The following is a 26,609-nucleotide window of genomic DNA, read 5'->3' as shown; positions in this document are numbered from 1 at the left end:
TTACACATTGTCCACGTAAAATTGTATGTTCTGGTTGCGAGACAATCCTTTGCGGAAAACATTTTTTTGCTCTTTTATTGGGTTTTTAACCGATAGTAGAAACATTGATTCGACTGAATAAAAGATGTGTATAATGACAAGCCATAAATGGCTGGGCTAAGTTCTGTCGTCCCTGCGGGACTTCGGGCGGCTGCGCCACAGCGCAGCCCTACCATGCGCCAGGGTATCAGTTGTCCCTGCGGGACTTGGGACGGCTGCGCGGCAGCGTCCTAGTATGTGAGGTTTTGAAAATCGGAGTGGTGTGATGGAAGTGTTTTTGGAACCGGGTTGAGAGGGAAGATACGCGAGATTTATGGCGATTGGTGCTGGCGAACGGGCTTGCCTCGCTCCGCTCGGAATAGTTTTTTTGTTGGGTGGATATTCCCCCCGGCTGAAGCCGGGGGTTAATGAGAAGTGCTAGACGAGTATGGCAGGTTTGGTTTCATGGAAGATTTCTTTCGTCCCTCGCGGGACTTGGTTTGGAACGGATGCAAACCCAGCAATAAATTGCTGGGCTAAGTTCTGTCGTCCCTGCGGGACTTCGGACGGCTGCGCGGCAGCGCAGCCCTGCTATGCGCCAGGGTATAAGTTGTCCCTGCGGGACTGCGGACGGCGGGGCGGTAGCTCCGATCTACCATACTGTGGGACGGCGTCTGATGAGAGCGGATGAAGATATGGCCGGCGAGGGCGCCAGCCACTGCACGCGAGGGCGCGTGCGCTCCCCGGGACGGGATGGAGAATCGTATTGCCCGGCGGGTTTATTGGAATTTTGGAAGAGTGATGAATACTTTTTTGATTATGTCGCGTGATTTTTATCGCACGTTACGGCGTGCGTTTGGGTGGATGGTGGTTTTATTTTCGATGACGGCGCAGATTCACGCGACCGTCAGGTTGCCGGCGATTTTTGGCGATCACATGGTTTTGCAACAGGAGGCGAAACTTCCGGTTTGGGGTTGGGCGGCTCCGGGGGAAACGGTCACGGTCACTTTCGCGAAGCAGAAACGCAGCGCGGTCGCCGGGAGCGATGGAAAATGGCGGGTGGATTTGGAGCCGGTGAATCCAGCGAGCGAGCCTGCGCGGCTGACGGTGACGGGAAAAGACAATACGATTGTGTGCGACGACGTGCTGGTGGGGGACGTGTGGATCGTGTCGGGGCAATCCAACATGGAGTTCGGATTGCAGAACGATAGCCGCGGGAAGGAAGCGATTGCGAGCGCGACGGATTCGCAGATACGGATGTTCTTTGTGCCGTGGGCAACGGCTTTGCAGCCGCGAACGAACATCGGCTCGAACATGCCGCCGAGTCCGTTGAATGGGAAATGGCTGGTGTGCAGCCCGGAAGTCATGGCGGCGAATTGGGCGTGGCACGGTTTTTCAGCGGTGGCTTATTATTTTGCGCGCGATATCCAAGGCGCGACGAAACATCCGCTGGGCATGATCGCGACTTACAAGGGCGGCACACCGGCGCAGGCGTGGACGAGCGTTTCGGGATTGGAAGAGGACGAGCATTTGACGCATTACGTGGCCGAACATCAAAAGCTGGTGGAGCACTTCGAGACGGCGAAGCTGGAGTTTCCGAAGCTGCGCGCGGATTGGGAAATCGCCCGGCGACAATGGAAGACGAATTCGGACATTGCGAAAGCCAATGGACATCCGCTGCGGGAAAATTCCGCGCCCAAGCCGCCGACGGACCCGGATGGGGGATTTAATGCGCCGGGAAATCTTTTCAACGGCATGGTGGCGCCGTTGATTCCATACGCGATCAAGGGCGTGATTTGGTATCAGGGCGAAGGCAATGGAAATAATATCCGCGAAGGCGCGGAGTATGCTTATGTTTTCCCGCGCATGATCAGCGACTGGCGCGCGCAGTGGGGGCAGGGGGATTTTCCGTTTCTTTATGTGCAGTTGCCGAACATCAATGGCCGCGCGCGCAGTCCGTCCGAGGGAAGCTGGGCGTGGGTGCGCGATGCCCAATTCAAAACGCTTTCGCTGCCGAACACGGGCATGGCGGTGACGATAGATGTTGGCGAAGCGGAAAATTTGCATCCGCCGGATAAAATTTATGTTGGGCAGCGCCTGGCATTGGCCGCGCGGCATATAGCGTATGGCGAAGACGTGGCTTATTCGGGGCCGATTTATGAGGCGATGAAAGTGGAGGGCAATCAAATCCGGCTTACGTTCAAACACGCGGAGAGTGGGCTGATGATCGGCACACCGCCGCCGAATGCCGAAGGGAAAATTATTCCGCCGGGAGATGAGTTGCAGGGTTTTGGCATCGCGGGCGACGATCAGAAATTTGTGTGGGCCAAAGCCGTGATCGAGAACGGCGCGGTGGTGGTGCATAGCGATGAAGTGGAGCATCCCGCCGCAGTGCGTTACGATTGGGCGCAGAATCCTTTTGGCAATCTGTACGGAAAGAACGGATTGCCGGCGTCGCCATTTCGCACGGACGATTGGCCGGCTCCGATGGGAAAATAGCGCGTGAAATTTTTTTCGCGCGCGACCTTCAAAATCCTCATTGTCTGCCGCAGTTTTTTCTGAATTTTCAATCCTCCTCACTTTAGAGGATACCGCAACAGCGCGGGTTTCCCCACACTGAAAGCATCAACCGAATGCCATCAACCGTCGCGAAAATCTCGCGCCGGTTCTTTTCGTCCGGTTGGCAGGCAAGACCGACTGGACTCGACTGATGACGCGGGAAGTTTTCCCGGAAAATGCGAGGCCGGGTGCAAAAAAAATGTTGTATGAAACCGACTGTTCAAACCCGGAAAATATCCGCTTTCACATTGATCGAGTTGCTAGTGGTGATCGCCATCATCGCGATTCTCGCGGGCCTGTTGCTACCCGCGCTGGCGAAGGCAAAACAAAAGGCGTTGCAGACGCAATGCCTCAACAATCAAAGGCAACTGGGGCTGGGCTTCGTGCTCTACGCGGGTGATAACGATGACACGTTGCCAGCCGATGCCTCGCGCGTGATGGATGCCAAGGAAGATTGGATCCATTGGAGAATAGGTGGCATGTATCCGCTGGCCCTTAGTCCGATTCTCGTGGAGATAAAAGGCAGCACCAATTTGGTTCGCTGCCCGTCAGACAAGGATGATACCCAGCGCAAGGCGAATGCCGCGGCTGGCCAGCCGCCCTATTTTTACAGTTATACCGTCAATGGTTACATAGACGGGGCGCGCCCGAGTGTGATTTGTGGCGCGGCCTCTACGTGGACGATCAATTCGACGTTTACCAAGTGCAAGCTGGGGAACATCCGTAATCCATCCGAGAAAATCCTGCTGGCGGAAGAACCGGCGGGTCCTTCCGATACGCCGGTGACGACTCCGGCGTATGCCACCACCGGCGCGGATGACGGACGCTGGCTGCCGGGACTTTCCATCGGCGGAGGCAACACGATCAGCACGCGGCATAACGGCAAGGGGAATGCGAACTTCTGCGACGGCCATGCGGAACGAGTGGATTACATCTTTGCCACGATCATTGATCACATAGACACCACTTATTGATCAAGGGCAGCAGGACCGCGCGCTGAACTTCATTTTTCTAAACAGAAACACACGCCGACGATTAGTCGAAAAATTTAAACAGGAATGGAATCACTGACGTTCAAGGTTACGCGAACGATCTCCGGGCTTTGCCTGGCATGCGTCGTTTTTGGGGGCGTGACGGACGTCAGCCGCGGGGCGCCGCTGACCTGGGATGCAGATGGCGCGAATGGAACAAATCCTTCCGACGGCAGCGGCGGGTGGTTGACAGCGAATAATTGGTGGACGGGCAGCGCGAATGTGAATGGCAGTTGGACGGCGACGGCACCGGACAGCGCGGTATTCGGCGCGGGCGTGGCGGGCGCGTATCTCATCAATCTCAGCGGCAGCAATCTTTATTCGTCGAACATCACGTTCAATACTTCGGCGTACACTTTTACGAACGGCAGCTTGACGCTGCTGGATAGTGGCACGGCGGTGACGGTCGCTTCCAATGTCACTGCGACTTTTAAAACTCCGCTGAACATCAACACGTCCAGCACGATTCAAGTGGCGACCAACGGCGTGGTGAGTTTTGCGGGCGGCGGCGCGATGGCGGCGAACACGACTCTCGCCGGTAACGGCACGGTGGATTTTGCGGCGGGCACTTTCGCGGCGGGCAATTTTGTTTTGTGGGCGCAGGCTTTGGTGACGCAGGAAGCGGCCACGTTGAACACCGCGCGCATCATGGTCGGTTACGGCGGCAAATCCACTTACACCATCAACGACCCGGCGGCGGTGGCGACTTCGAGCGGCGGCGGTGGAGATTCTTTTGCGGGACGCTCGGGCAGCGTTGGCACGCTCGATTTGAAACAGGGAAACGTCACGCTGACGGCGGCGAGCGGGGATAATTTTCGCGTGGGTTACGATGCCAACAGCAAAGGCACGCTGATGGTGGAGGGAGGAAATTTTAATCTCGGCGGAAATGCGCTGTATGCGAATTACGGCGCGACGAGTTCGGGCGGTTCGGGAACGATCAATATTTCCGGGGGCACGGTGACGGCGGGGAGCATTCAATTTGGCGGCGGCGGGACATTTAGTTCGGGCACGACGGGGGCATTGAATGTGACGGGCGGCGCGGTTTATTTAGGCGCGGGTGGGATTTCGAAGAATGCGGCGGGTTCGCTGGCTTCGACACTTTCGCTATCGGGCGGGACGATGGCGGCGAGCGCGGCATGGGCGTCGTCGTTGCCGATGACATTGACTGGCACAAACGGCGACATCACGTTTCAAACGGCGGACGTTTCCGCGAGGGCAAAAAATATTTCGCTATCGGGAACGCTTTCAGGCGCGGGCGGATTGGCGAAGACTGGCGCGGGCACGCTGACGTTGAGCGGCGCGAACACTTATTCCGGCAACACCGCGGTGGATGTGGGGACGCTGGCGACCACGACGGCCTCAACGGGCGCGGGTTCTTATGGTGTTTCCAATAACGCGACGTTAGAAGTGCAAGTGGCGGCGGGCGGCAGTTCGCTGGCGATGTCGTCGTTGAATCTCGGCGCGGGCGCAACGCTCAATCTCGATTTGAACCCGGCGGCAATTCCCACGGCACCGATCATCAGCGTGAGCGGCGCGGTGATGCCAGCAGCGAATGTCAGCATCAACGTGCGGGGCGCGTCACTCCCGGCGGGACAATTTCCGTTGATTCAATATGGCTCGCTGGGTGGCCCGGGATATGGCGCGTTCGCCTTGGGACCGTTCACGCCGCCGCTGACAGTTGGCACCTCCGCGACGCTCGTGAATGACACGACGAACCAAAGCATTGATCTCAAGGTGACGATTTCGCCGGTGGCGCAATTAGTTTGGGACGGCACGGTGAATGGAAGCTGGGACGTCGGCGCGACCGCGAATTGGAAAACGAATGCGTATTACCAGGAGACGAATGGCGTGGGGCCAGCGGTGGTGTTTGATGATTCCGCGACGGGTTCCAACACGGCGATTTCGTTGAACGCGATGGTGACGCCGGTTTCCGTGGTGGTGAATAATTCGAGCGAGGCTTATAGCATTGGCGGGACGGGAGGCATCGCGGGCGGGACGGGTTTGTTGAAGGAAGGCGCGGGGACTTTCGTGCTGGGAGGAAATAATACTTACACCGGCGGCACGACGATCAATGCGGGGACGCTCGCGTTGAGCGCGCAAAATAATGTTTCGATGGCCTACGCGCTGAATGGCGGCGCGTTCAAAGTCAGCGTGCCCTCGCCGGGGACTTCGGTGAAGATGTCGAGCCTGACGATCAGCAGCGCGACGCCGCAGTTTACTTTCGATTTTGAAAATCTGACGGGGACGATTGTGCCGGCGATTGATGTGGCGGGGACGTTGACGATGAACGGCAACGTGGCGGTGAATGTGTCGAATCTGAATCTTTCGGCGGCGGGAGTGGCGGTGTTGTTTCGGTATGCGGGGTTGCGGAATGGGACGGGAAGTTTTGTGGCGGGCGCGGTTCCGCAAGGCTTGGTGATTTTGGACGATGCGCTGAGCCAGCAGGTGTTGGCGTATCAACCGGGACCGCGCGTGATCGTGCCGAGCCTGAACACGAACGAAGTGGTGGTGGCGGTGGCGACGCCGCAGGAATTTGGCGCGCGAGGCGATGGCATCACCGACGACAGCGCGGCGTTTCAGAACGCGATCAACGCGGTTTATAACTCGGGCGGTTCCGGCGGCGGAGTGATTTTTGTGCCGAACGGCGATTATGCTTTTTACACGAATATTTCTTTGCCGACGGGGGTGAGCTTGCACGGCGACTGGGCGGATTGGGTGCGCAAGGGCACGACGGCGGTGGGGACGACGTTTAAGATTTATTATGGCGCGGGGAATACGAATGACGCGCCGTTTATTTATTTGAATCGTTCGACGGCGCTTAAGGGCGTGAATATTTGGTATCCCGACCAGAACGCGTCGGCGATTGTGGGGTATCCGTTCAGCATTGGCGTGGGTGGCAAATGCGGGGTGATGAACGTGGCGCTGGTGAACTCGTATCAGGGCATCCAGTCGGCGGGAGGCGCGCAACATGTTCTCTCAACGGTAGTTGGGACGCCGTTGTTCATGGGGATAGCGATTGACGGGCAGGCGGACATCAGCCAGACGGAGGACATCCGGTTTTCGCCGGAGGCGTGGGCGAATTCGGGCTTGAGCAACGCGCCGACGCCGGTGAGCGCGTATGTAGCGTGGATGCGCGCGAATGGTGTGGGGATGCAGCTTTATCGGGCGGACGGCGAGTGGAGTTTGGATACGTTCATCAGTGGTTACAAGGTGGGCATCGAGGCGAACCAGGGACCGGGGGGAGTTCCGGGGGCGTCGTTCTATTCGGGCATCGTGAGCAACTGCGGGACGGCGTTGCTCGCCCAGGAAATGCAGGGGCAGAGCGGATTGGAAATGACGCGGATGGTGTTGGACGGGGACATCGGTGTGAACCGGACGCACACGACGAACGATGCGACCATTGGGTTTTCACATTGCCAGATTATTGGACGCAACGGCACGGCGGTTTTTTCGACGGGCGCAGATTGGCATTCGTGGATGGCGTTTCAGGATTGTGTGATTTCAAACACGATGGTGCTCGCGGGGCCGGGCGTGTTCAATGTGGTGGATTGCCTGCTCGAAGGAACGACGCAATGCAACCTCGCGGCGAAGGCGACGCGCGCGGCATTCATCGGTTGCAATTTCAGTCCGGCGCAGCAAATCGTCAACGCGGGGAGCGCGATGAATTTGATCGTGGACGGACGGCGTCCCATGCCGAACGCGTTGCCGATGCTCGATTGGACGAACACCGTGAATGATTATGTGGGGCGTCGTCCCGCGAAACTGGATTTGTTCGTTGCGACAAATTTCGGCGCGCTCGGCAACGGAACACATGATGACACCGCCGCGATTCAAAGCGCGTTGACCGCAGCGGGAAACAATGGCGGGGGAATCGTTTATTTGCCGGGCGGAAAATACAAAACCACCGGCACGCTCGATGTGCCGAGCGGCGTGGAGTTGCGTGGGCCGTTTGAGTTGCGGCATTACCCTTGGTCCGCGCCGGACAACCACGCGAAGGGCGCGGTGTTGCAGCCGTACGGAGGGCAGGGGACGACGAACGGGCCGCCGGCCATCGCGCTCGAAGCGAACAGCGGCGCGGTGGGATTGACGATCAGTTACGAAACGCAGAATACAAATTGTATTCCGTTTCCGCCGGCGATCCAGGGGCGCGGTGGAAATATTTATGCGATCTCCATCGTGAGCCCGAACCCGTACGAGTTTATTGATTTCGATACTTACACCTGCACGAATCATCTCATCTACATGGTGGATGGTTGGGCGTTGAACACCGGTTACGCCATCGGCAACGGCTCGTCCGGCTCGATCGTGGATTGCCATTGCAACTGGACTTACTGGTGGGACAACTACGATTCCGCGAGCGATCTTTCGAGCAACTTGCGGACACCGGTGCGCACCTACGCCGAGCACAATCTCACGATGTACGTCTTCGGCGATTGCAATGAAACCATGCTGAAAGATTTTTCCATCGCGGAGCATGGCTTCATGCGGTGCATTTCGGAAAATGGCCGCGGGCCGAACATCAACGGCATTTCCGCGGGGTGCGACGGCACGGTGCAGGGATACCTTTTTGACGCCGCCGCGCCGTGCACGATCAATCTCGCGAACTCATCCTGGACCGCGAACTACACCACGCAAACCGATTTCCTGACCAACCAAACTTTCACGGTGATGGCCACGACGAATTTTCAAGGCAAAGCGCGCTTCTTCAACGTGCCGGTGTTCGGCGGACCAAAATGGGATTATATCGTGAACGGCGGCGACGTCGGTTTCGAGTTGGTGCACATGCTCGACCACAGCGAATTTGGCAGCAGCGTGGGCGGGGGCGTTTTTCATCTGGTGAACAGCGGCGAATACATCACCGAAGATCCGGCCAATCGTTTTCCGCCCTACAACGTGACCTTCGCGGCGACTGCGGGCCTGCCGGGAAAAGTTTCCGAGATCATCGGCAGCTATGCCTTCAACGGAAATACCAACGCCAACACGAATGTGAATAATCCCTTGCTCACGTGGGGAAATTACGACCTTTCGAGCCCGTACGCGGCGACGGCATCGTTCAGCGTCACGGCGCCGGCGCTGGCGTTGAGTCCCAATTCCAATACGCATTCGCTGAGCTTTTCGTGGCCCGCGACCTCAGGCGTTTTCAATCTTTATGCCACCGGCAATCTGGAAGAGCCGGGACCATGGGCGCTCGTCAATGCGCCGCAAACGTATTCCAGTAATCGCTGGAGCACGACGGTGGATGACTCGGGCGTAGCCGCCCAATTTTACCGTTTACAACATCAATGATTAAAAAAAGTAAGAGCAACCCAAAATGATCGGCAACAACCAAAGCACAGAATCAACCCACGCATGAGCAATCAACAACAACCATCAACCTCTATGAAACCAAACGAACAAACTACCGGCGGCGGCCTCACGGCCCGGCCGGTGCACACAAGTCCAAAATCCATTCGCGCCATCTGCTATTATTTGCTGATGGCGGCGTTCATCCTGGCCGGCGCGGCGAGAGCTTCGGCCGCCAATCTGGTCTGGGATGCCGGCAACACCAACAACGGCGCGCTGATTGATCCCGGCAGCGGCGATTGGAATGTGGATACCACCACCAACCTCAACTGGAACAATGGAACTGGCAACGTGAGTTGGACCCAGACCTCGACGACGGCCGGTCTCAACGGCGCGGTCTTCAACGGGCTCGACGGAACCAATGGCCAATATGTTGTCACTCTGGACGCCGGTTCGCAGTTGGCGATGACCAACATGCTCATCAACGCGAATGGCTACGTCTTTAATGCCACCACGGGCAGCTCGCTATTTTTCAACACTGGCAGCACGGTCACGGTGGCGGACGGCAAGACGGTCGTCTTCAATAACAACTGGTCCGCGCCCGCCAACAACGGTGCCAAGTTCTGGCAGTTGGGAACCGGGCCGACTCCCGCCACGATGATCATCAACGGCAACATCGGCGGCGATCAGATGGTCTTCAACAGCACCAACGGCAGCATCTTTTATCTCGGCGGCAACACGGCTTGCTCGGTGACGACGATTGATGCGAACGTCTGGCAGACCAACGGCAGTTCGACCGGCGCGAACACCTGGCAGGTCGGTCGTTCCGTGACCGGTTCCGGCGGCAATCTTACCGGTGTGTTCGTTCTTGACGGCCCGAACACGGTTGAGACTTTCAATACCTCGCTGCAAATCTCCCGCGGCGGCGGCAACGGCACGGTGATCAACCAAAATGGTGCGACGATGAACATCGGCACCGGCAGCGCGGCGCAGAATATCCAGATCGAAAGTGAACCGGCGAACAACTCGCACGGCACCTTCAAAGTGACCGGCGGTACGGTCAACATTGGCCAGGTCGGCTCCACCACGGCCATCGGCATGATCTGGTTGAACAAGGGCGGCTCGCAGCTTGGTTCGACAGCGGTGTTCACTCAATCTGGCGGCACGGTCAACGCGTGGGGCGGCATTCTCATTGGCGCGCCCAGCGGCACGTTCAACGGCGGCACGTCGGCCTTCACGAATTCCGGCGGCTTCCTCTACATCGGTTCGGGCGGTTCGATCGGCATCAGCCGCGGCGCGGTGTTTGCCCCGACGAATTACTTCGTGCTCTCGGGCGGCACGGTCGGCGCCATGGCAAGCTGGACTTCCAAGATACCGATGCAACTCGACACCTTGAATGGCAACATCACTTTCCAGGCGAGCGACGCTTTTAATGATTCTTTCAACATCTCGCTCTCAGGCCCGCTGACGGGCGCGGGCGGACTTAACAAAACGGGCGGCGGCATGCTCACCCTGAGTGGCGCGAATAATTTCGCCGGCTCCGTCGTCATCAGCAACGGCACGTTGACAACCGTGACCACCCTCGCGCCGGTCAACGGCCCGGTGACGCTCGACGGCTCGCAAGGTTCTCCGATCAGTTCAGTTTCCGTGACCGCTGCCGGCCAGACCTGGACCGTTAATGGTGATCTCACTTACACCAACGGCACGCCAACCCAGGACTTCAATTACGGCACCTTCGGTCCGAGCACGACCGTCGCGCCGATCACCGTCAATGGCAACGTCAACTTCGACGTGCAGCCGCAATTCACGATCGAAGGCAGCGCCATTCCCGTCGGCACTTATCCGCTGATCAAATATACCGGCACCGTCGCCGGCACGCTGCCTACTCCGACGGCGCTGCCTTCCGGCGCTGCGGGCGTCATCATGAACGACACGGCCAACAAAGTCATTTCGCTCGTCGTCACCAGTTCGTCGGTCACCGCCAATCTTTCCTGGCGCGTCGGCAGTGGAACGTGGGACTTCACGACACCAAACTGGACGTTGCTCGGATCCGCCGCGGATTATACCGAACCGAACGCGGTTCTCTTTGACGACACCGCGACTGGGCCATTCCCCATCACCGTGACGCTGAACACAACCGTTCAACCCACTTCCATCATCGCGCTGACCACCAATGGTTACACCATCACCGGCACTGGCGCGATCACGGGCTCGGGTTCGATCACCAAATCGGGCAGCGGCTTCCTGACGCTCACGGGCTCGAACACCTACTCCGGCGGCACCACCGTCGCATCGGGCCAGTTGAACATCAACTTCGGCGGCGACGGCACGAACCTGACCTCGGCCATCGGCACTGGGGCCCTCACGAACGCGCTCGGCGCCGAGATTGACAACACCAGCGGCCACTCCGTCACGATGCTTACGTCCGTTCCGGAATTCTGGAATGACGACTGGACCTTCCTCGGTTCATCGAGCTTCAACACCGGCCCGGGTGCGATCACTCTGGGCAGCAGCGTGGTCACGCTGACCGTTTCGTCGAACGTGCTGGAAGTGGATGGAACCATCAGCGACAACGGCAACAATTACAAACTGCTGAAGACCGGCGCGGGCGCGTTGACGCTCCGCGTGGACAACAACTTCGGCGGCGGCACGGAAATCAACGCCGGCACATTGAACCTTGGCAGCGGTGGCAGCGTTGGCTCCGGCATCTTAACCATTGACGGCGGCGCGATTGACAATGTCAGCGGCTCCGATCTCACCTTGTTCAGTCCGGCGGCGATCAATATCTCGATCGCCAGCGGCGGCACGTTCACGTTCCTGGGCTCGGGCAACCTGGACCTTGGCAGTTCGACGATCAATCCGAACAACGGCACGCTGATGTACTGGAACATCGTTTCCAACATCCTGTCCACGGACGGAACCATCGCCTCCGGCAATACCACCATCACCAAGATTGGCGCGGGGACCTTGGTCATCGGCGGCAGTGGCACGGGCAGCCAGTTCACGGGTATCGTTAATCAGGGCGAAGTGGATCTCCAACGCTCGTTCGGCATTTCCGTCGGCACCGGCGGCCAGGGCTTGCTCGTGCAATCCAATGGTATTGTGAAAATCACCGATCCTTCCGGCAATCAGATCTCGGACGGCAATTACATCCAGACGCGTTTGAATGCCGGCGGCGTTCTCGACCTGAATGGCAACACCGAAACCCTGGACATGCTCTCCATGACCAACGGCGTGTTGCGCAATAGCGCGGTCGGAGCTACTGCGATATTGACTGTCGCCACCAACGCGAATTCAGCGCTGGCCGGCATCCTCACCCTCACCGGCACGAGCAACGTGTTTGACGTTCCGGATTCGGCATCGTTGTTGCAGATCGCGGGCACGTTGTATGTCAATGGCACGGGCGGCCTGATCAAGACCGGCGCAGGCACGGCGGAAATCCTCGTCACCAATGAATACGGCGGCGATACCACCGTCAGCAACGGCACGCTGATCATTCACTTCCCGACGTTGACCAACACCTCGACGATCAACATCTCGGGCACGAACTCGATCCTGAACCTCGCGTTCCCGAACGGCGAAACGAACACCGTATCGGCGCTCGTCATCAATGGCGTTGCCAAACCCAACGGCATCTACAATGCGACGACCGATCCGAACTACATCTCCGGCAGCGGCAGTCTTCAGGTCATCCCGGCGATCAATCCGTTGCCCGGACCGATCCAGTTCACTGTGACCGGCGGCGGCACGGCACTTGGTTTGTCCTGGCCGACCAATATGGGCTGGGTCCTGCAAAGCCAGACCAACGCCACGGGTATAGGCATCGTCCCAGGAAGCACGAATTGGTTCACCGTCACCGGCAGCGCGAGCCTGACCTCGACAAACCTGCCGATTGATCCGACCAAAGGCTCGGTGTTCTACCGCTTGCACCATCCCTAAGCGGCATAGTTGTTGATGGGTTCAACGGGCGGGAATGTCTGCGAGTGCAGGCGTTCCCGCCCTCTTCTTTTTTACATAGGAAGGGCGAGCGTACCCGCGAGTCCCATATCTATTACGCACACCCCAGCCAGCGGCACATACAATGTGTTACCGATGGCCGCGACCAAAGTTTCCCTTTTTCCACGAGATTAAAAAAACCACCTCTTCCCAAATTAACCCCGCGCTTCAGCCCACGATCTCAGCGCCGGCTCGACACTCTTGCGTTTGGCGATGCTGAACAAATCGAGCGACGTAGCCGAATTGCTGCGCAAGCACGGAGCCTGTGAATAAACAGTCTCAGTCCCGATTAGCTGCCGGGCTTCCGCAATTCTTCAAGCCGCTGCTCGGCCGAGGACATTTCCGCCAGTCGCTCAAGAAAACTGTCGAACGCCGATGCGTTCAAGCGGTTCAACCCTTCCCGCTGCATTTCCCGCAGGGAACGACGCAGCGCGCGAAGGGCTTCGAGATGCATGGCGGAATTGATGGCCGCACCCGGCGACTGGCACGGGTCGAGACTTTCCAAAAGAAATTCCACCAGGAAATGTGGCTGATGCTTTTGATAGACGTGCGCGCCAAAGCGAAAAAGCTCTTGCGACAATTCCCGAAACGCCACGCTCTTTTGCGTCTCCCATTCGCGCACCAGCTTCATGCCGCTGTCCACCGTGTCGGTGGCTTCGGCAACCAGATCGTTGATCGTTGCGGGAACAGTCGGCGGTTTTGAAATCAGTCCGGCAACCGCGCGGCACAAGACGAGCCGCGCCTTGAGTCCGGCTTCCGCAGAAATTAAATCGCGGCTTTCCACTTCGGCGAGGCAGCGGAGCGCATTTCGCGCGGACGCCGCCGCCGAGCGTAAATCCGGTTCGGCCAATTCGAGCATTACGTTTCCAAGATTCATCCACGCACAACCGAGCAGTTGCTTTTGTTCGGGAATCGTCGCGGCGTTTTCATGTTCCAACAATGCCACGCTCTCGCCAAACGAATGCGTAGCTTCGGCCAGGTTTTTTTTCTGTTGCTGCAAGGTGATGCCGCGATTCAGCCACGCCACGGCAAATCGCTTGCGGTAAAGCGGGTTCTCATCCAACGGTAAAAGCCGCGCATGTTTTAGCGCCTCGTCATAAGATCGTACGGCCTCGGCAAGATCACCGGTCGAGCCAAGCCGCGTGAGGGCATCGCCACGATTCATCCAACTCGCGATAAAACAATAGCGAAAAAAAGAATTCTCTCCGAGTGGCAGGACGCTTCGCAATGCGATGGCCTGATCGAAACAAACCAATGACTCGCGAAGACTGGCGGGCGAACTTTCTTCGAGGAGCGCGATGCCCCGTTTCATCCATGTGCTCGCGAGATCATTCTGCGCCTGCGCTTTTACCGGATCGCTCCCAAGTTCGTCCTGCGGATTCATTAATTGTTCGTGCCGGCGGGTTTCGCGCGGGTTTCGTTGAGTTGTTTGACGACGTCATCATAGTTCGTCACCAACTCATTGTATTTGCGAATCGAAGTGTTCAGATTCGTGGACAAATCTTCAATGCGCCCGTTGGCTTCCTTGATGAGTGCATCGCGCCGGGTGACGGCGTTTGCCCAGTTCGTCACGCTCTCTTTTAATTGATCGCGCTCGGCGGTGAGTTTGGCGGCTTCGTTTTCGGCATCGCGCGATTTATGCCGCTCGTTTTCCAGGTCGTTATGCTGTTCCTTGAATTGTTGCTTGAAATGGTCGAGATCGGCGGCGACTCCGCGCGCCGCTTCTTCTTCCTCAGAAATTTTTTGGTCCTGCGCCTGCCGCGTCTTGTCCAGCATCCCGAGTTGAAGGTTCAAGTCCCGGTCGCGACGCCACTGGGCCGCGCACAACACCGCCAGCGCGAGCACGCCGAACAGATTGATAAATTGTAATCGGCGGTTCATGGCGTGGGCGCGGAAGGTTCGCGAACTTCAAAAGCCACCTTTTCGATGCCCGCCGAGCGCACCACGTCCAGCACGTGAATCACATCGCCGTGGCGCGCGTCCTGATCGCCATGAATGAAGACGCGCGTGTCTTCCTTCGCTTGATGCAAGGCCGTAAGTTTTTGCGCCAGTTCATTCAAACCGATGGGTTGTTTGTCGAGGTAAACCGCGCCCGATTTTTCCACGGAAATGCTGACGAAATCTTTTTTGGTTTCCGTGGTGGCGCTGGTCGCGGTGGGCAGGTTCACCTTAATGCTTTTGAGATTCACCATGCTCAGGCTGACCAGCATGAAGCTCGCGAGCAGGAAGAACATGATGTCAATGAGCGGAATGATTTCGATCCGCGCTTCATGTTCGTCGGGTAATTTGGAGCCAAGTTTAACGGGCATAATCGTGAAAAGTTATAGTTATCTGGCAGCAACGGTGGCGGCGCGAGTGGCCAGGGCGTGCTGTCTGGCAAATTCATCCAGGTCGTGCCCGTGATGTTTGGCGGATTCCACGAGCAATTCCGTGTGGTTGATGGTGCGTTCCAGCCGCGCGCGAAATTGCGCGAGCCGGCGATTGAAATAATTATACGGCAGCAGACACAGGATCGCGATGCCCAATCCGCAAGCCGTCGCAATCAGCGCCTCCGCGATGCCGCCGCTGACTTTCACCGCTGCCAGTTCCTCCTGCCCGACAAAATGAAACGAGTGCATGATGCCCGTCACCGTTCCGAGCAAACCGAGCAACGGCGCGAGCGTGATGAACGTGCCGAGAATCCACAACCGTTTCTCCGCCTTTTCAATTTCGTCCATCGCGCGTAATTGCATCGCGCCGAGCAGCGAACTGTGCGCGTGCAGCAAACCTTCATGGATCGTCGCCAAAAAAGGATCGCTGCTGTCCCGCGTCAAACGCGCGCTTTCCTCGAAGCGGCCGTCACTGATGGCCTCGAACGCTTCATTCAACACCTCGGCTTTCACGCGTTGATTCAGCGACCACCACCACAACGAACGCTCCACGCAAACCACCAAAGCCGCAATCAGGCAGAACAGAATCGGCCACATCACCGGGCCGCCGCGCATAAAGGTATCAAACACAATATTTGCCAATAATGGATTCATCATAAAGCTTTCAATCAATGAGTCAGTTCAAACCGGATCACCACGTCATACGCGCGCGTCACGCCGGGTGAGAAACGCCATTTTTCTTTCACCGCGCGCAAGGCGGATTCATTCAACAGCGGCCAGGACGAAGGCGAAATCACTTCGGCCGCGATCACCCGGCCATTTTCCGAAACGGTAAAACGCACGGTGATAATTCCTTCCTGCCCTTCCCGCCGCGCGCGCGCTGGATATTCCGGCGCGGGCTGCTTGCCCTCGCCCTGGCCGAAGACGAGCGGCTGAGGAGCCGGCGCCGCCGGGGCAGCCGCAGTCGGAGCCGATTGAACATAAGACGCCAGTTGCTTCGGCACGACACGAACCGGCCCCTCCACCGGCAGCGCAAAAGCAATCGCCGGTGATGGCTGCGCAACGGCGACGGGTTGAGGAATCGGCGGCGACGCAGGCGCAGGCTCAATCACTTGCGAATTGGGTGGTGGTTGAATAGTCGGCTCCGGATCGCTCGTGAGTTTGACATCGAGCATCTCGACTTTGATCGGCCCCGGCACTTCATGGCGCGGCTGCGGGCGGGAATATGCTAACACAAATCCCAGTCCGCCCACGACGAGGCAGTCGAGCCACACGACGAGCGTGAAGACGCTGACATCGCTCGCGCGATGCGTGTCGAATGCGGCTGTGCCAGATTTTTTCATTTTGCCGCCGCCGGTTGTTTGCGGCCAAAAAATCGCCGCCACGCCATCGCAAAGCCCGTCCACACCAACAACGCGCCGCCCGCGCAAGCCATCGCCGCGACACATTGGCCGGCGACGCCCAAAGCCTCGCCCGTATGAAGAAATCGCGCCCATATACGAAGCTTGCGTCCGAGATTCTGGCCAGTGAACGGTTCCCATTTCATGACTTCACCCGTCGAGGAATTTAGCGTGAGTTGCGAACGATAGAAAGCAAAAGGCGAACCGGAATTCTGGATGGAAATCGTCACCGGCGCTCCGGCGCGCTGCGGCAAACGCAAATTGATGATGCTCCAATCGGGCATCTGTTCAGCCGCTTTCGCGATCATCCCGGCAAAGCTCGCCGCCTCGTGATGATGATCCGCATCATCGTCTGCATGGCGATTTTTTTCGCGCCGCTGATTTCCACCGGAGCGTTCCGCCTGGGGCGGCGGCGGTTCGTTGCCGGTCATTTTGTAGAGCAAATTATTTGCCCATTGATACGACATGATGACGCCGCTGAGCGTGAGGACGATCAGCACCGGCGCGCACCACAGGCCAATCGTATTATGCCAATTCCAATCCCGCGCTTTGCCGCGCAAGCCATCGGCAAACCATATCGCGGGACGCAACGCGCTCGCGCTCCAGCTTCGCGGCCACCATAAATAAAGACCGCTGGCCGCAAGCATCAGAAAAACCGCGTTGCCCGCGCCCGTCACCGCCCGCGCAGCGGCGCGATGATCATCGCTCGCGCCCAGCCAGCGATGCACATTCTCGATCTGCAACAGCACACCGCGAATTTTTGAACCGTGGCCAAGTATTTGGCCGTCGTACGGATTCAAATAAACCACGTCATCGCGTCCAAAGGTGGCCATGACCGATGCCCGCGGTTCGGAACGCAACGTCACTGCCGTCGGCGAACTCGCCGGATTTTCGTTACGCACTTTGGCGAGCAGCGCGTCCACATCCAACGGCTTCGCATCCGGCCCGGGCGGTGCAACTTCGCGAAGCTCGCGCTCCTGCCAGTTGATAATCTGCGGTTCAAAAGCGAGGCACACGCCCGTCAACGACATCACGAGAATGACGATGCCCGCCAGCAAACCCGCCGTCAGATGCGCCCAAAAAATGATCTTGCGAAATTTCACCATTAGACTTCCGCCCACTGCCGCAGCAAATTGTGATAAACCCCGGTGAGTTGGACGGCTGTTTGCGAAGCAACGGCATTTCCCGCCAATTCCTGGTTCAGCCGCTGGATTCCCAGGTCCAAATCGAACAGCAGCGAGCGCCGGCTGTCTTCGCGAATCATGCTTTGAATCCAAAAAAACGAGCAGATGCGTTCGCCGCGCGTGACGGGCTTCACATGATGCAAACTCGTCGAGGGATACAAAACCATGTGCCCCGGCGGCAGCTTGACGCTGTGAACGCCGTAAGTGTCTTCCACGCACAACTCGCCGCCGTCATATTCTTCCGGCCCGGCGAAAAATAAGGTCGCCGAAAGATCCGTGCGAATCCGATGCCCCGTGCCGGGAATTTGCCGGATGGCATTGTCCACGTGCGTCCCGAATGAATGGCCGCCAGAATAGCGATTGAACAGCGGCGGAAAAACCCGCGCGGGCAACGCCGCCGAACGAAACAGGGGATTTTGCCCCAACGCCGCCAGAATCATTTCTCCCAACTGCCGCGCGGCCGGATGATTCTCGGGAATTTGCAGATTATTTTTTGTCCTCGCGGATTGGTGGCCGGCAGTGACTTTGCCATCCATCCATTCGGCCTGGTCAAGGATCTTCCTGGCCTCGCGAACCTGCTCGCCGGTCAATACGTTGGGAATGGTGATTAACATGTGCGTGCGGCTAAAATTTGAAACTGGTGCTGAACAGCGCCGAGATGGCCGGCCCGGGGATGACGTGCGAAGGATGCAACTGATCGTAATAAAAGTTGTCCGTCAGGTTGTAGATATTCGCCTGCAAGGTGACGTGTTTGTTCAATGTATATTTCGCCATCGCGTTCAAGGTCCAATAACCGCCGACGGTTTCATCGGGAGTTAGGGGGGTCAGCGTCGAGCCATTGGCCGACCGTGGGCCAACATAATTGAAGCCGCCGCCAATTTCAAAGTTCCACGGCAATTCGTAAGTCGTCCACAAGCTGAAGGTATTCTTCGGCACGTTGGAAAGAACATGACCGACGGAACTTGGATAGCCCGCTGAACTGACGGTTTCGCTAGCGAGATAATCGTAGCTCGCGATCACTTGCCATTTTTGAGTGAGGTTGCCGGTCGCCGCCAACTCGACGCCGTCCACGCGCTGTTTGCCGGCGTTGACGGTGAACAAGGTGTTGTTGGGATCGGGTTCGCGGGCATTGCTTTTCTCCGTGCGGAAAATGGAGCCGCGCACCGACAGGCGTTCATCGAGCAAATCCCACTTGGAACCAAGCTCGAAACTTTCATTTTCTTCCGGCGCATCATTGGCCGTGCTGCTGGTCAGTGAAAATGTTTCAGCGGACGGATTGAACGACGTTCCGTAATCGAAATAAATGCTGCCGATGTCTATGGGTTTATAGATCAGCGCGCCGCGCCAGGTGGGCTTGCTCACATCCTGGTTCGCCGTCACCGCGGGCGCGATGTATTGAACATAATCCGCCCCGAAATAATCCCAGCGAACGCCGCCGCTCAACTCCCAATGCTCGCCAAATTTAATCGTATCGAGCGCATAGGCGCCAAAACTATCCGCGGTGCTGCGGATGACCGTGCGATAACCGATGGAAGTCGCGGAGAAAGATTGATTTTCGTTCGGCGTCAAATAACTGGTTCCCGGCACTCCGGCATAAACGAAGCGCGAAGGGTCCGAAGTTTCCTGTCCGCCTTCCACGCCAGCGACGAGCGTGTGCTCGATGAACGACGAAGTATTGAACTTGGCCGTCACGTCGAATTGATCCCAGAGATATGTTTCCGTGCTGAAGCCGCCGAGTTCGTTCCTCGGGTCAATCGTGGTGGGAGTCAGCGCCACGGGCACGGTGCTCTTCATCGGTTCCGTGATTCGAAACACGCGCGAATAATTCGCGTAACGCGCCTGGTCGCGCAACGTCACCGCTTCATTGACGTCCTGCTCCAACTTGACCGTCGCCATGTCCACCCGGGTATTCAGGTAATCATCCTGGAAACCATAATAATTATTTCGCGCCACCGGTGCGGGCGAAGTCGCGATCCACGGCACGCCATAATCGGGAATGTCGTTCTCCGCCTGATGCAGATAACTGATCGTGAGCCGCGTGGATGTATTGATGCCAAATTCCAGCGACGGCGCGATGCCATAACGCTTGTTCTCCGTGACGTCGCGGCCCGCAACTCCCGAATCATTGCCCATCAAATTCAATCGCAACGCCGTGTGTTTTCCGAACTCAGGAACCGGCTCGTTGATGTCCACCGTCCCGCGCCGGGTTTCGTCCGTGCCCAAAGTCAGCGAACCCGCCACGAACGGATTGAGCGTCGGCGTCTTGCTGACCTGATTGATCACGCCGCCCGTCGAACCGCGCCCGAACATGACCGATTGCGGACCGTCCAGCACTTCCACTTCTTCATAATTAAACGGGTCGCGATAATAGCTGCCGTAATCGCGCATCCCATCGAGAAAAATATCGTTGCGCGCCGTGAACCCGCGCAGCGTCAAATTATCCCCCTGCGAACCGCCTTCACCCGCCGCGATGCTGATGCCCGCGACATTTCTCAGCACATCCCGCAACGTCGTCACATTCTGGTCGTCCATCACTTCGCGCGGAACCACCGTGATAGATTGGGGTGTATCGCGCAGTGGCTCGGTCAGTTTCGGCAGCGCGACGGCATCGGTCTTATAACTCTCCTGCGCGCCCTTCACGACGACATCCGGCAGTTGCTGTGCCGGGGCGTTGGTGCCCGCGTTGGTGGTGGGCGGCGTGGCCGGGACGGCATTCGTTGATTGCGCCTGCGCAACCCCCGCCAGATCATGCGCCATGATCAAAGTGGTAAGCTGCACGGCTTTTTTTATCTCTTTGCGAGTAATCTGCTGGCGCAACGGGCGTTCCGAACGATGATTTTTTTGTGTCATGCGGAGGACAGAATAGGATTTCGCGCCTCTAAACGGCTACCGATGGCTTGCTAAAGATTGTCGGTGGCTTGTTGTTTCTCGGCGGGCTTATCATCCAAAGAATGAGCCTTTCCCCGACGAATAAGCCAAGCGGGTATTACAAATTCGCGCCAAATTCGCGCGCAATGCCCCGCAAATATGTCAAACACGTTACAGCCATGCAAAATCACGCCCACCAGCCAGTTTTTGATTGGCTATAACCTGTGAATAAGTTGATGTTGACGCGCGGAGAACTTTATGATCGCCAACTTTGACGAAACCGCCAGCGAACCGAAACAATATCGTTCGATCTGGATCTCCGACGTCCATCTCGGCACCCGCCACGCGCGGGTGGATGCCCTCCTCGAATTTCTCAAGCGTGTCGAATGCCGCTATCTCTATCTCGTCGGCGACATCATTGACGGCTGGCAGTTGCGCAGCAAATGGCATTGGCGCGACAACCACAATCTCCTCATCCAAAAACTGCTGCGCAAGAGCCGCAAGGAAACGCAGATCATTTACATCCCCGGCAATCACGACGAATTTCTCGAGGAATTTCTCAACCTCACTTTCGGCAGCGTCCTGCTCGCGCGCGAGGCGATCCACACCGCCGCTGATGGCAAACGCTACCTCGTCATTCACGGTCATCAATTCGATGGCCTCACCCATTTCAACCGCCTTTTGGAACGCATCGGCACGCGCATGTACGATTGGATTCTCGACATCAATCTTCATTTCAATCGCGTGCGCCGCCGCCTGGGTTTCGGTTATTGGTCGGTCGCCGCGTATTTGAAATACAAGGCCAAGTCCGCCGTGCAATACGTCACCGAATATGAGGAGGCCATGATCCAAATGGCGCGCAAGCACGATGTCCAGGGCGTAATCTGCGGCCACATTCATCGCGCGGAAATCAAGCCGATGGGCGATCTCACCTATCTTAATTGCGGTGATTGGGTTGAGAGTTGCACCGCATTGGTCGAGGATTTTGACGGCAACATTCAACTCATACACTTCCATGAAAATAATGCTGACGATACTCGGAGAGGGCCGCGGTCACATGACGCAGGCGATGGCGGTGAAGCAGATCGTGGAACAGGCGGGACATCAAGTGACGAGCGTGGTGGTGGGCTTGGGCGCGCACCGGCAAATCCCGGCGTTCTTCTCGTCGGCCATGAAGATGCCGATTCACCGCATCGCGACGCTGGATTTCTCATATAACCAGAATCGCGGTGTCAATTTGCCAAAGACACTCGCGGGCATCGTCCGCAAAACTCCCGCGTACCTCGCCGGCCTCCGCAAAATCCGTTCTCTCGTTCGCGAAACGAAGCCCGATGTCATCGTCAATTTTTTCGAGCCGCTCACGGGCATCTATTCTCTCATCTCGCGCAAACGTCCGCCGGTCGTTTCCGTCGCGCATCAGTTCATGTTCGGCCATCCCGATTACGTTCGGCTGCCCGGCAAGCGCGTCGAGCAATTAGGCATGAAATGGTTCGTCGAACTCGTCGGCGCGCGTTCGAGCAAGGTGGCATTGTCGTTTTACGAAGCGCCCAATCAGCCGCGCAAACGGCTGCGCGTTTGTCCGCCCATTTTGCGCCCCCAACTGTTCGATCTCGAATCCCGCCACGGAAATTTCGTCCTCGCGTACCTCTTGAACCACGGTTACGCCGAGCAACTCATCGCCTGGCACAAAAAAAATCCCGGCGTCAAAGTTCATTGCTTTTACGACAAACCCGGCGCGCCGGAGGAATTTCAATTTGACGACACCCTCACCTTCCATCGCCTGGATGGCGATAAATTTCTCCGCCTGATGGCCGAGTGCCGCCACGTCGCCTGCACCGCCGGTTTTGAATCACTCGCCGAGGCCGCATATCTCGGCAAGCCGCTGTTTTTGATGCCCGTGGAAAATCACGTCGAGCAGCAGATCAACGCCATTGACGCCGTCCGCACCGGCTGGGGCGTGAGCGACACCTCGTTCAATCTCGATCGCTTAAAGGAATTGCCCGACGCTTTGGAGAACGGCAAATATCACGCGTGGCTCAACCGCGGAAATACCATTCTGCTGAAAGCGCTCGAAGACGCCGTCACCCGCAAGGCGCAATCGCACGTGGAACTCATCCCTGCGGAAGCGTGACCATCGCGAGGCATCTGAAAACTTTCCTCCGCTCGCTTGCGCAAGCTGGATTAGCCTCTCTTTAGCAAGCCCGCGATCATGCCTCCAACTCACCGAACCGAATTGATTTTTCCCAAAGACTTTTTGTGGGGCACAGCCACGGCTCCCACCCAGGTCGAAGGCCACATCCAAAACGAGTGGACCAATTTCGTCGCGCAGGACGGCAGCACCTGTCACCTCGCCTGCGATAATTATCATCGCTACCCCGAAGACATCGAATGGATGACCCGGCTCGGCGTGAACGCCTACCGCTTCGGCATCGAGTGGTCACGCTTGCAATCCGCGCCGTATGCGCCGCTGAATCAAAACGAACTCGACCGTTACATTGACCTCATAGACCAGCTTCGCGATGCCGGCATCCGCCCAATGGTCGTGCTCCATCATTTCTCCAATCCGCTCTGGATCGTCGAATCGGGAGCATGGACCAACAAAGCCACCATCGGCGCATTCGTGGATTACGTTTCCAAACTCGTCGCCGCATTGAAGGAGCGGATTGATTTGTGGAACACCTTCAACGAGCCGGACACCTACGCTTCACTGGGATATTTGCTCGGCGGATTTCCGCCGCACGAAAAATGGCGTTGGACGAGATTCCGCGCCGTCATCAAGCACATGGCCGCCGCGCATGAGGAAGCCAGCCGCATCATTCAATCCGCCAGTTCCTTTGCCAATCAAATGCAAGTGGGCATCGCGAAAAACTGGACCTTCTTCCACGGCTACCAACGCTTCTCCGCCTGGGATCACGCCCTCGCCCGAGCGTGTCACGAGACCTTCAACAAATTTGTCCTGCGCGCATTCGTCGGCGGTGGACGCCACCGTGCCTCAACCTTTATCGGGCTGAATTATTATGGGCGCGTGCGATTCCATCATCTCAACGCCATGATCCCCGCCGGTGGCGCAACCGAAAATCGTTTGAAAGATTTCGGTTTCGTCTGCGATGACATGGTTGAGCGCTACCCCGCCGGCCTCGGATACGTGCTTCACTATTTGCACAAAAAATTCCGGCTCCCCCTCTACATCACCGAACACGGCGCCGCTTCTGAAAACGAAAACTTCCGCGAAGCCGACTTGATCGGATACTTAAAAGAACTGCACACCGCCATGGAACAAGGCGTGGACGTCCGCGGATTTTTTTATTGGTCGCTCATGGACAATTTTGAATGGCAATTCGGCTACTCCAAAAAATTCGGCCTCATCGAAGTGGATTTCAAAAACCCCCAAATGCCACGAAAGATGAAACCCTTGGGCGAAGCCTACCAAAAAATCTGCCGCGCCAATATTGCTAATGGCAAGTTATAATCGCCATTAGCAAAAAGTCCACAAACCCATTGCATGGCAGGGGCGGAACTGCCGCTCCACCATCCGAAGTCCCGCAGGGACGACCGAACTTAGCCCAGCCATTTATGGCTGGGTAACCACACGATGCGAATCAAGTCCCGCAAGGGACGGAAGAAATTCCCGCATGGAACCACGCTCACACACTCGCCCCACGCTTCTCATTGACCCCCAACTTCAGTTGGGGGAATCCTCATCGAAACCACTCACCTCTCTATCGAGCGCAGCGAGGCGAGCCCGGGCGAGCATCCTTTTATCACCCCGCACGACGGAATGAAAACGGTGCCGCTTTTCAAAAACCAACCCGCATTCCTTCTACCGCCAGATTTTTTCAAGCACCTCTTTAAACGACGGATAAAGTTTTCGCCCGCCGTAATCCGTCAAATGATCTCCATCAAAAAAGAAAGGCTTTGAACCGTCAAACGCCACACAATTTGTCCCCGCACAAAAAGTCTCGAACGGATCCCACACTTGAACACTGGGAATATCCGTCTGCACCTGTTTGATGACTTCCATCGCATGCGCGCGATGAGCCAAAGAAAAATCGCGATCCACGGTGAAGCCCGGAAGGTTCACCGGGTTCATTCGGTCAAACCAATCGCTGCCGCGAAACGGCGACGCTTTATAAACCGGCATTGGCGCGGAAATGATGACCGTCAAATTCATCTGTTGAAGCTGGCGGATCAATTCTTCGCCCTGCCGAAGCGCCAGCGCCTGGTTCGTTTCCGTTTCCATCGCCGCGACTTGCGCGATGTATTCCGGCTTCAATTCGCCCCACGGCTCGCTTAGGCGATGCACCCGCAGGCTCGCCAGCAGCACGACGTCGCCCGGGCGGCTGTATTGTTTGAGATGCGCCAGGGCAAATTGCTTTAGCCCTTCCGTGTTCGCATTTTCCGGATGGACGAGTGACCCCAGATTTTCTCCCACGAACGAATCTATCAGCACCGAGACGCCATCGTTTTCCTCAAGCATCCGGCACAACCCTCCGTCCGCCTCTGCGTGCGAATCGCCGATCACAAACAGCCGTTTATCGCTCCAATGTTTTCCCGCCACGCCTGGAAACAGCGGCCCGCGATTGTGATTCCAACTCGGCTCGGGATACCAATCCTTATAGTTTTTCGTCACCACGCCCAACCCAAGAAAACGCTGGGCCTTCAGGTTGGTGATTCTCGAATAGATAATATGCGTCGTCAGGATCACGCACAGGCCCGTGATCAAAACCTGCGCCGTGCGATTTTTAAACGACCTATGCACGCGCTGGATCGGCGCTTCGAGGAAGAAATACGAGGCCGACGCCAATCCAAATGTCAGCACCAGCCCAACGACATACGACGAAATACTTTCGAGCCCGACCGTCCAGCGCAGCAGAACAAATATCGTCCAGTGCCACAGATAAACCGAATACGAGATGCGCCCGATTCCCACGACCGGCGCAAACGTAAGAATTTTTGCCGCTATGCCACCGGGATTCGGCACCACCAAGCCCGCAATGCACAATGCCGTGCCCAACACTGGCGGTATCGCCAGCGGAAAGGGAAAATCAACCGCGTTGACGCACACCACAGAAACAATCAACACCACCAACCCAACCGTCGTGAGCCAGGCGGATTGTCCGGCAGTTTTCGGCAAAAGTTTTCCCCGATGATGCGCGAGGCACAACAGCGCGCCCACCGCCAACTCCCAAAATCGGCTCGGCAATAAATAATATGCGCGATCATGGTGCGCCGATGTTTCTCGTATGGAATAAAGCACCGACGCGGCGAACAAGACCGGCAAAATCGCGCCGATGGCCCGCCGCGCCGTGGGACTTTTCTCCCGCGCGCGCAGGATCAAAAACAGCACCAGCGGAAAGATGAGATAGTATTGTTCTTCCACGCCCAGCGACCACGTGTGGGCGAACGGATTATAATCATTCGTCGGTGAAAAATAATCCTTGTGGTAAATCACCAGCGCAATATTGCTCAAGCCATACAGCGCCCACCAACCGACCCGCGTATTGCCATCGCTCAGAAACGCCCGCGGAATAAACAGTGATGATAAAATCGCGCCCGCCAGCAACAGCACGAGCAGCGCGGGGTAAATGCGCATGACTCTTCGCGCATAAAACCTCCCGATGAACGGAAGAAAACGGTCGGCGGAATCCCTCAGCAACGAACCGCACACCACGTAGCCCGAAATCACGAAGAAAATATCTACGCCAACAAAACCGCCCGGCAGATATTTGGAATTCAGGTGAAAGAAAATGACCGAAAGCACCGCGAAGGCGCGGAGACCGTCAATGCCGAGGATTCTTTTTTGGTCATGCTTTCCGGGAGCCATTTAATACGGGCGTCCAGCGGCCGAGGATATTACACGTGGATTAAAATCCGGATGTAACCGAAGCTTCGAAGCTGACT

At 57.2% G+C, this 26,609-nt stretch carries 15 protein-coding genes and 1 pseudogene; 7 read left to right on the top strand and 9 right to left on the bottom strand.

All coding sequences use genetic code 11. The features are described from left to right. Positions 1-837: 837 nt before the first annotated feature. From VH413_01630 to VH413_01615, 4 genes are all read left to right on the top strand, one after another. Entirely contained in the window at positions 838-2,517 is a 1,680-nt protein-coding gene (locus VH413_01630; protein HEX3797373.1) for a sialate O-acetylesterase, read from the top strand. Positions 2,518-2,783: 266 nt separating this feature from the next. Continuing rightward, a complete protein-coding gene (locus VH413_01625; protein ID HEX3797372.1) occupies positions 2,784-3,551 on the top strand; it encodes a prepilin-type N-terminal cleavage/methylation domain-containing protein in 768 nt (255 codons plus the stop codon). 84 nt (positions 3,552-3,635) lie between these two features. After that, on the top strand, positions 3,636-8,894 hold the full coding sequence (locus VH413_01620) for a glycosyl hydrolase family 28-related protein (protein ID HEX3797371.1): 5,259 nt from the start codon (positions 3,636-3,638) through the stop codon (positions 8,892-8,894). A gap of 93 nt (positions 8,895-8,987) precedes the next feature. Continuing rightward, the gene (locus VH413_01615; protein HEX3797370.1) at positions 8,988-12,830 is read left to right on the top strand and encodes an autotransporter-associated beta strand repeat-containing protein; all 3,843 of its coding nucleotides are present in this window, start codon (positions 8,988-8,990) and stop codon (positions 12,828-12,830) included. A 346-nt stretch (positions 12,831-13,176) separates the two neighbouring features. Here VH413_01615 and VH413_01610 read toward each other — a convergent pair whose 3' ends face one another. Genes VH413_01610 through VH413_01575 form a run of 8 tightly spaced genes read right to left on the bottom strand, consistent with a single transcriptional unit; the run spans position 13,177 to position 20,690 of the window. Then, entirely contained in the window at positions 13,177-14,271 is a 1,095-nt protein-coding gene (locus VH413_01610) for a hypothetical protein (protein ID HEX3797369.1), read from the bottom strand. Then, the gene (locus VH413_01605) at positions 14,271-14,768 is read right to left on the bottom strand and encodes a hypothetical protein (protein ID HEX3797368.1); all 498 of its coding nucleotides are present in this window, start codon (positions 14,766-14,768) and stop codon (positions 14,271-14,273) included. Before VH413_01605 ends, VH413_01610 begins: the two co-directional genes overlap by 1 nt. Further along, a complete protein-coding gene (locus tag VH413_01600) occupies positions 14,765-15,196 on the bottom strand; it encodes a biopolymer transporter ExbD (GenBank protein HEX3797367.1) in 432 nt (143 codons plus the stop codon). Before VH413_01600 ends, VH413_01605 begins: the two co-directional genes overlap by 4 nt. A gap of 18 nt (positions 15,197-15,214) precedes the next feature. Continuing rightward, a complete protein-coding gene (locus VH413_01595; protein HEX3797366.1) occupies positions 15,215-15,886 on the bottom strand; it encodes a MotA/TolQ/ExbB proton channel family protein in 672 nt (223 codons plus the stop codon). A gap of 38 nt (positions 15,887-15,924) precedes the next feature. Next, positions 15,925-16,599 carry a TonB family protein gene (locus tag VH413_01590; protein HEX3797365.1) on the bottom strand — a complete coding sequence of 225 codons (675 nt, stop codon included), beginning with the start codon at positions 16,597-16,599 and terminating at the stop codon, positions 15,925-15,927. Next, positions 16,596-17,762, bottom strand: coding sequence for a PepSY-associated TM helix domain-containing protein (locus tag VH413_01585; GenBank protein ID HEX3797364.1), 1,167 nt, complete (start codon positions 17,760-17,762; stop codon positions 16,596-16,598). The genes VH413_01590 and VH413_01585 overlap by 4 nt, the downstream gene beginning before the upstream one ends. Further along, entirely contained in the window at positions 17,762-18,454 is a 693-nt protein-coding gene (locus tag VH413_01580) for a Fe2+-dependent dioxygenase (protein ID HEX3797363.1), read from the bottom strand. The genes VH413_01585 and VH413_01580 overlap by 1 nt, the downstream gene beginning before the upstream one ends. Positions 18,455-18,464: 10 nt before the next feature. After that, positions 18,465-20,690 (bottom strand): TonB-dependent siderophore receptor, encoded by a 2,226-nt coding sequence (locus VH413_01575; protein HEX3797362.1) that lies wholly within the window; start codon positions 20,688-20,690, stop codon positions 18,465-18,467. A 276-nt stretch (positions 20,691-20,966) separates the two neighbouring features. On the opposite strand from VH413_01575, the pseudogene VH413_01570 reads away from it, so the two are divergent. The 3 genes and pseudogenes from VH413_01570 to VH413_01560 all read left to right on the top strand — a co-directional run bounded on the left by VH413_01570 (position 20,967) and on the right by VH413_01560 (position 24,177). Further along, positions 20,967-21,599: pseudogene (locus VH413_01570) on the top strand (UDP-2,3-diacylglucosamine diphosphatase). 133 nt (positions 21,600-21,732) lie between these two features. Next, positions 21,733-22,839 (top strand): glycosyltransferase family protein, encoded by a 1,107-nt coding sequence (locus tag VH413_01565; protein HEX3797361.1) that lies wholly within the window; start codon positions 21,733-21,735, stop codon positions 22,837-22,839. Between the two features lie 78 nt (positions 22,840-22,917). After that, on the top strand, positions 22,918-24,177 hold the full coding sequence (locus tag VH413_01560) for a family 1 glycosylhydrolase (GenBank protein HEX3797360.1): 1,260 nt from the start codon (positions 22,918-22,920) through the stop codon (positions 24,175-24,177). Positions 24,178-24,528: 351 nt separating this feature from the next. On the opposite strand, the gene VH413_01555 is transcribed toward VH413_01560, so the two are convergent. Beyond that, entirely contained in the window at positions 24,529-26,532 is a 2,004-nt protein-coding gene (locus VH413_01555; protein HEX3797359.1) for an acyltransferase family protein, read from the bottom strand. Positions 26,533-26,609: the final 77 nt, after the last annotated feature.

It is taken from the genome of Verrucomicrobiia bacterium, assembly GCA_036268055.1.
Classification (GTDB): domain Bacteria; phylum Verrucomicrobiota; class Verrucomicrobiia; order Limisphaerales; family Pedosphaeraceae; genus DATAUW01.
Note: the sequence above shows the minus strand (reverse complement) of the source record. Positions and strands in the feature narration are given on the sequence as shown.

Coding starts and splice junctions, on each gene's coding strand:
- VH413_01560 (HEX3797360.1), top strand. CDS start 22,918: ATGCCTCCAACTCACCGAACCGAATTGATTTTTCCCAAAGACTTTTTG.
- VH413_01555 (HEX3797359.1), bottom strand. CDS start 26,532: ATGGCTCCCGGAAAGCATGACCAAAAAAGAATCCTCGGCATTGACGGT.
- VH413_01605 (HEX3797368.1), bottom strand. CDS start 14,768: ATGAACCGCCGATTACAATTTATCAATCTGTTCGGCGTGCTCGCGCTG.
- VH413_01625 (HEX3797372.1), top strand. CDS start 2,784: ATGAAACCGACTGTTCAAACCCGGAAAATATCCGCTTTCACATTGATC.
- VH413_01585 (HEX3797364.1), bottom strand. CDS start 17,762: ATGGTGAAATTTCGCAAGATCATTTTTTGGGCGCATCTGACGGCGGGT.
- VH413_01590 (HEX3797365.1), bottom strand. CDS start 16,599: ATGAAAAAATCTGGCACAGCCGCATTCGACACGCATCGCGCGAGCGAT.
- VH413_01620 (HEX3797371.1), top strand. CDS start 3,636: ATGGAATCACTGACGTTCAAGGTTACGCGAACGATCTCCGGGCTTTGC.
- VH413_01630 (HEX3797373.1), top strand. CDS start 838: ATGTCGCGTGATTTTTATCGCACGTTACGGCGTGCGTTTGGGTGGATG.
- VH413_01575 (HEX3797362.1), bottom strand. CDS start 20,690: ATGACACAAAAAAATCATCGTTCGGAACGCCCGTTGCGCCAGCAGATT.
- VH413_01615 (HEX3797370.1), top strand. CDS start 8,988: ATGAAACCAAACGAACAAACTACCGGCGGCGGCCTCACGGCCCGGCCG.
- VH413_01565 (HEX3797361.1), top strand. CDS start 21,733: ATGCTGACGATACTCGGAGAGGGCCGCGGTCACATGACGCAGGCGATG.
- VH413_01580 (HEX3797363.1), bottom strand. CDS start 18,454: ATGTTAATCACCATTCCCAACGTATTGACCGGCGAGCAGGTTCGCGAG.
- VH413_01600 (HEX3797367.1), bottom strand. CDS start 15,196: ATGCCCGTTAAACTTGGCTCCAAATTACCCGACGAACATGAAGCGCGG.
- VH413_01610 (HEX3797369.1), bottom strand. CDS start 14,271: ATGAATCCGCAGGACGAACTTGGGAGCGATCCGGTAAAAGCGCAGGCG.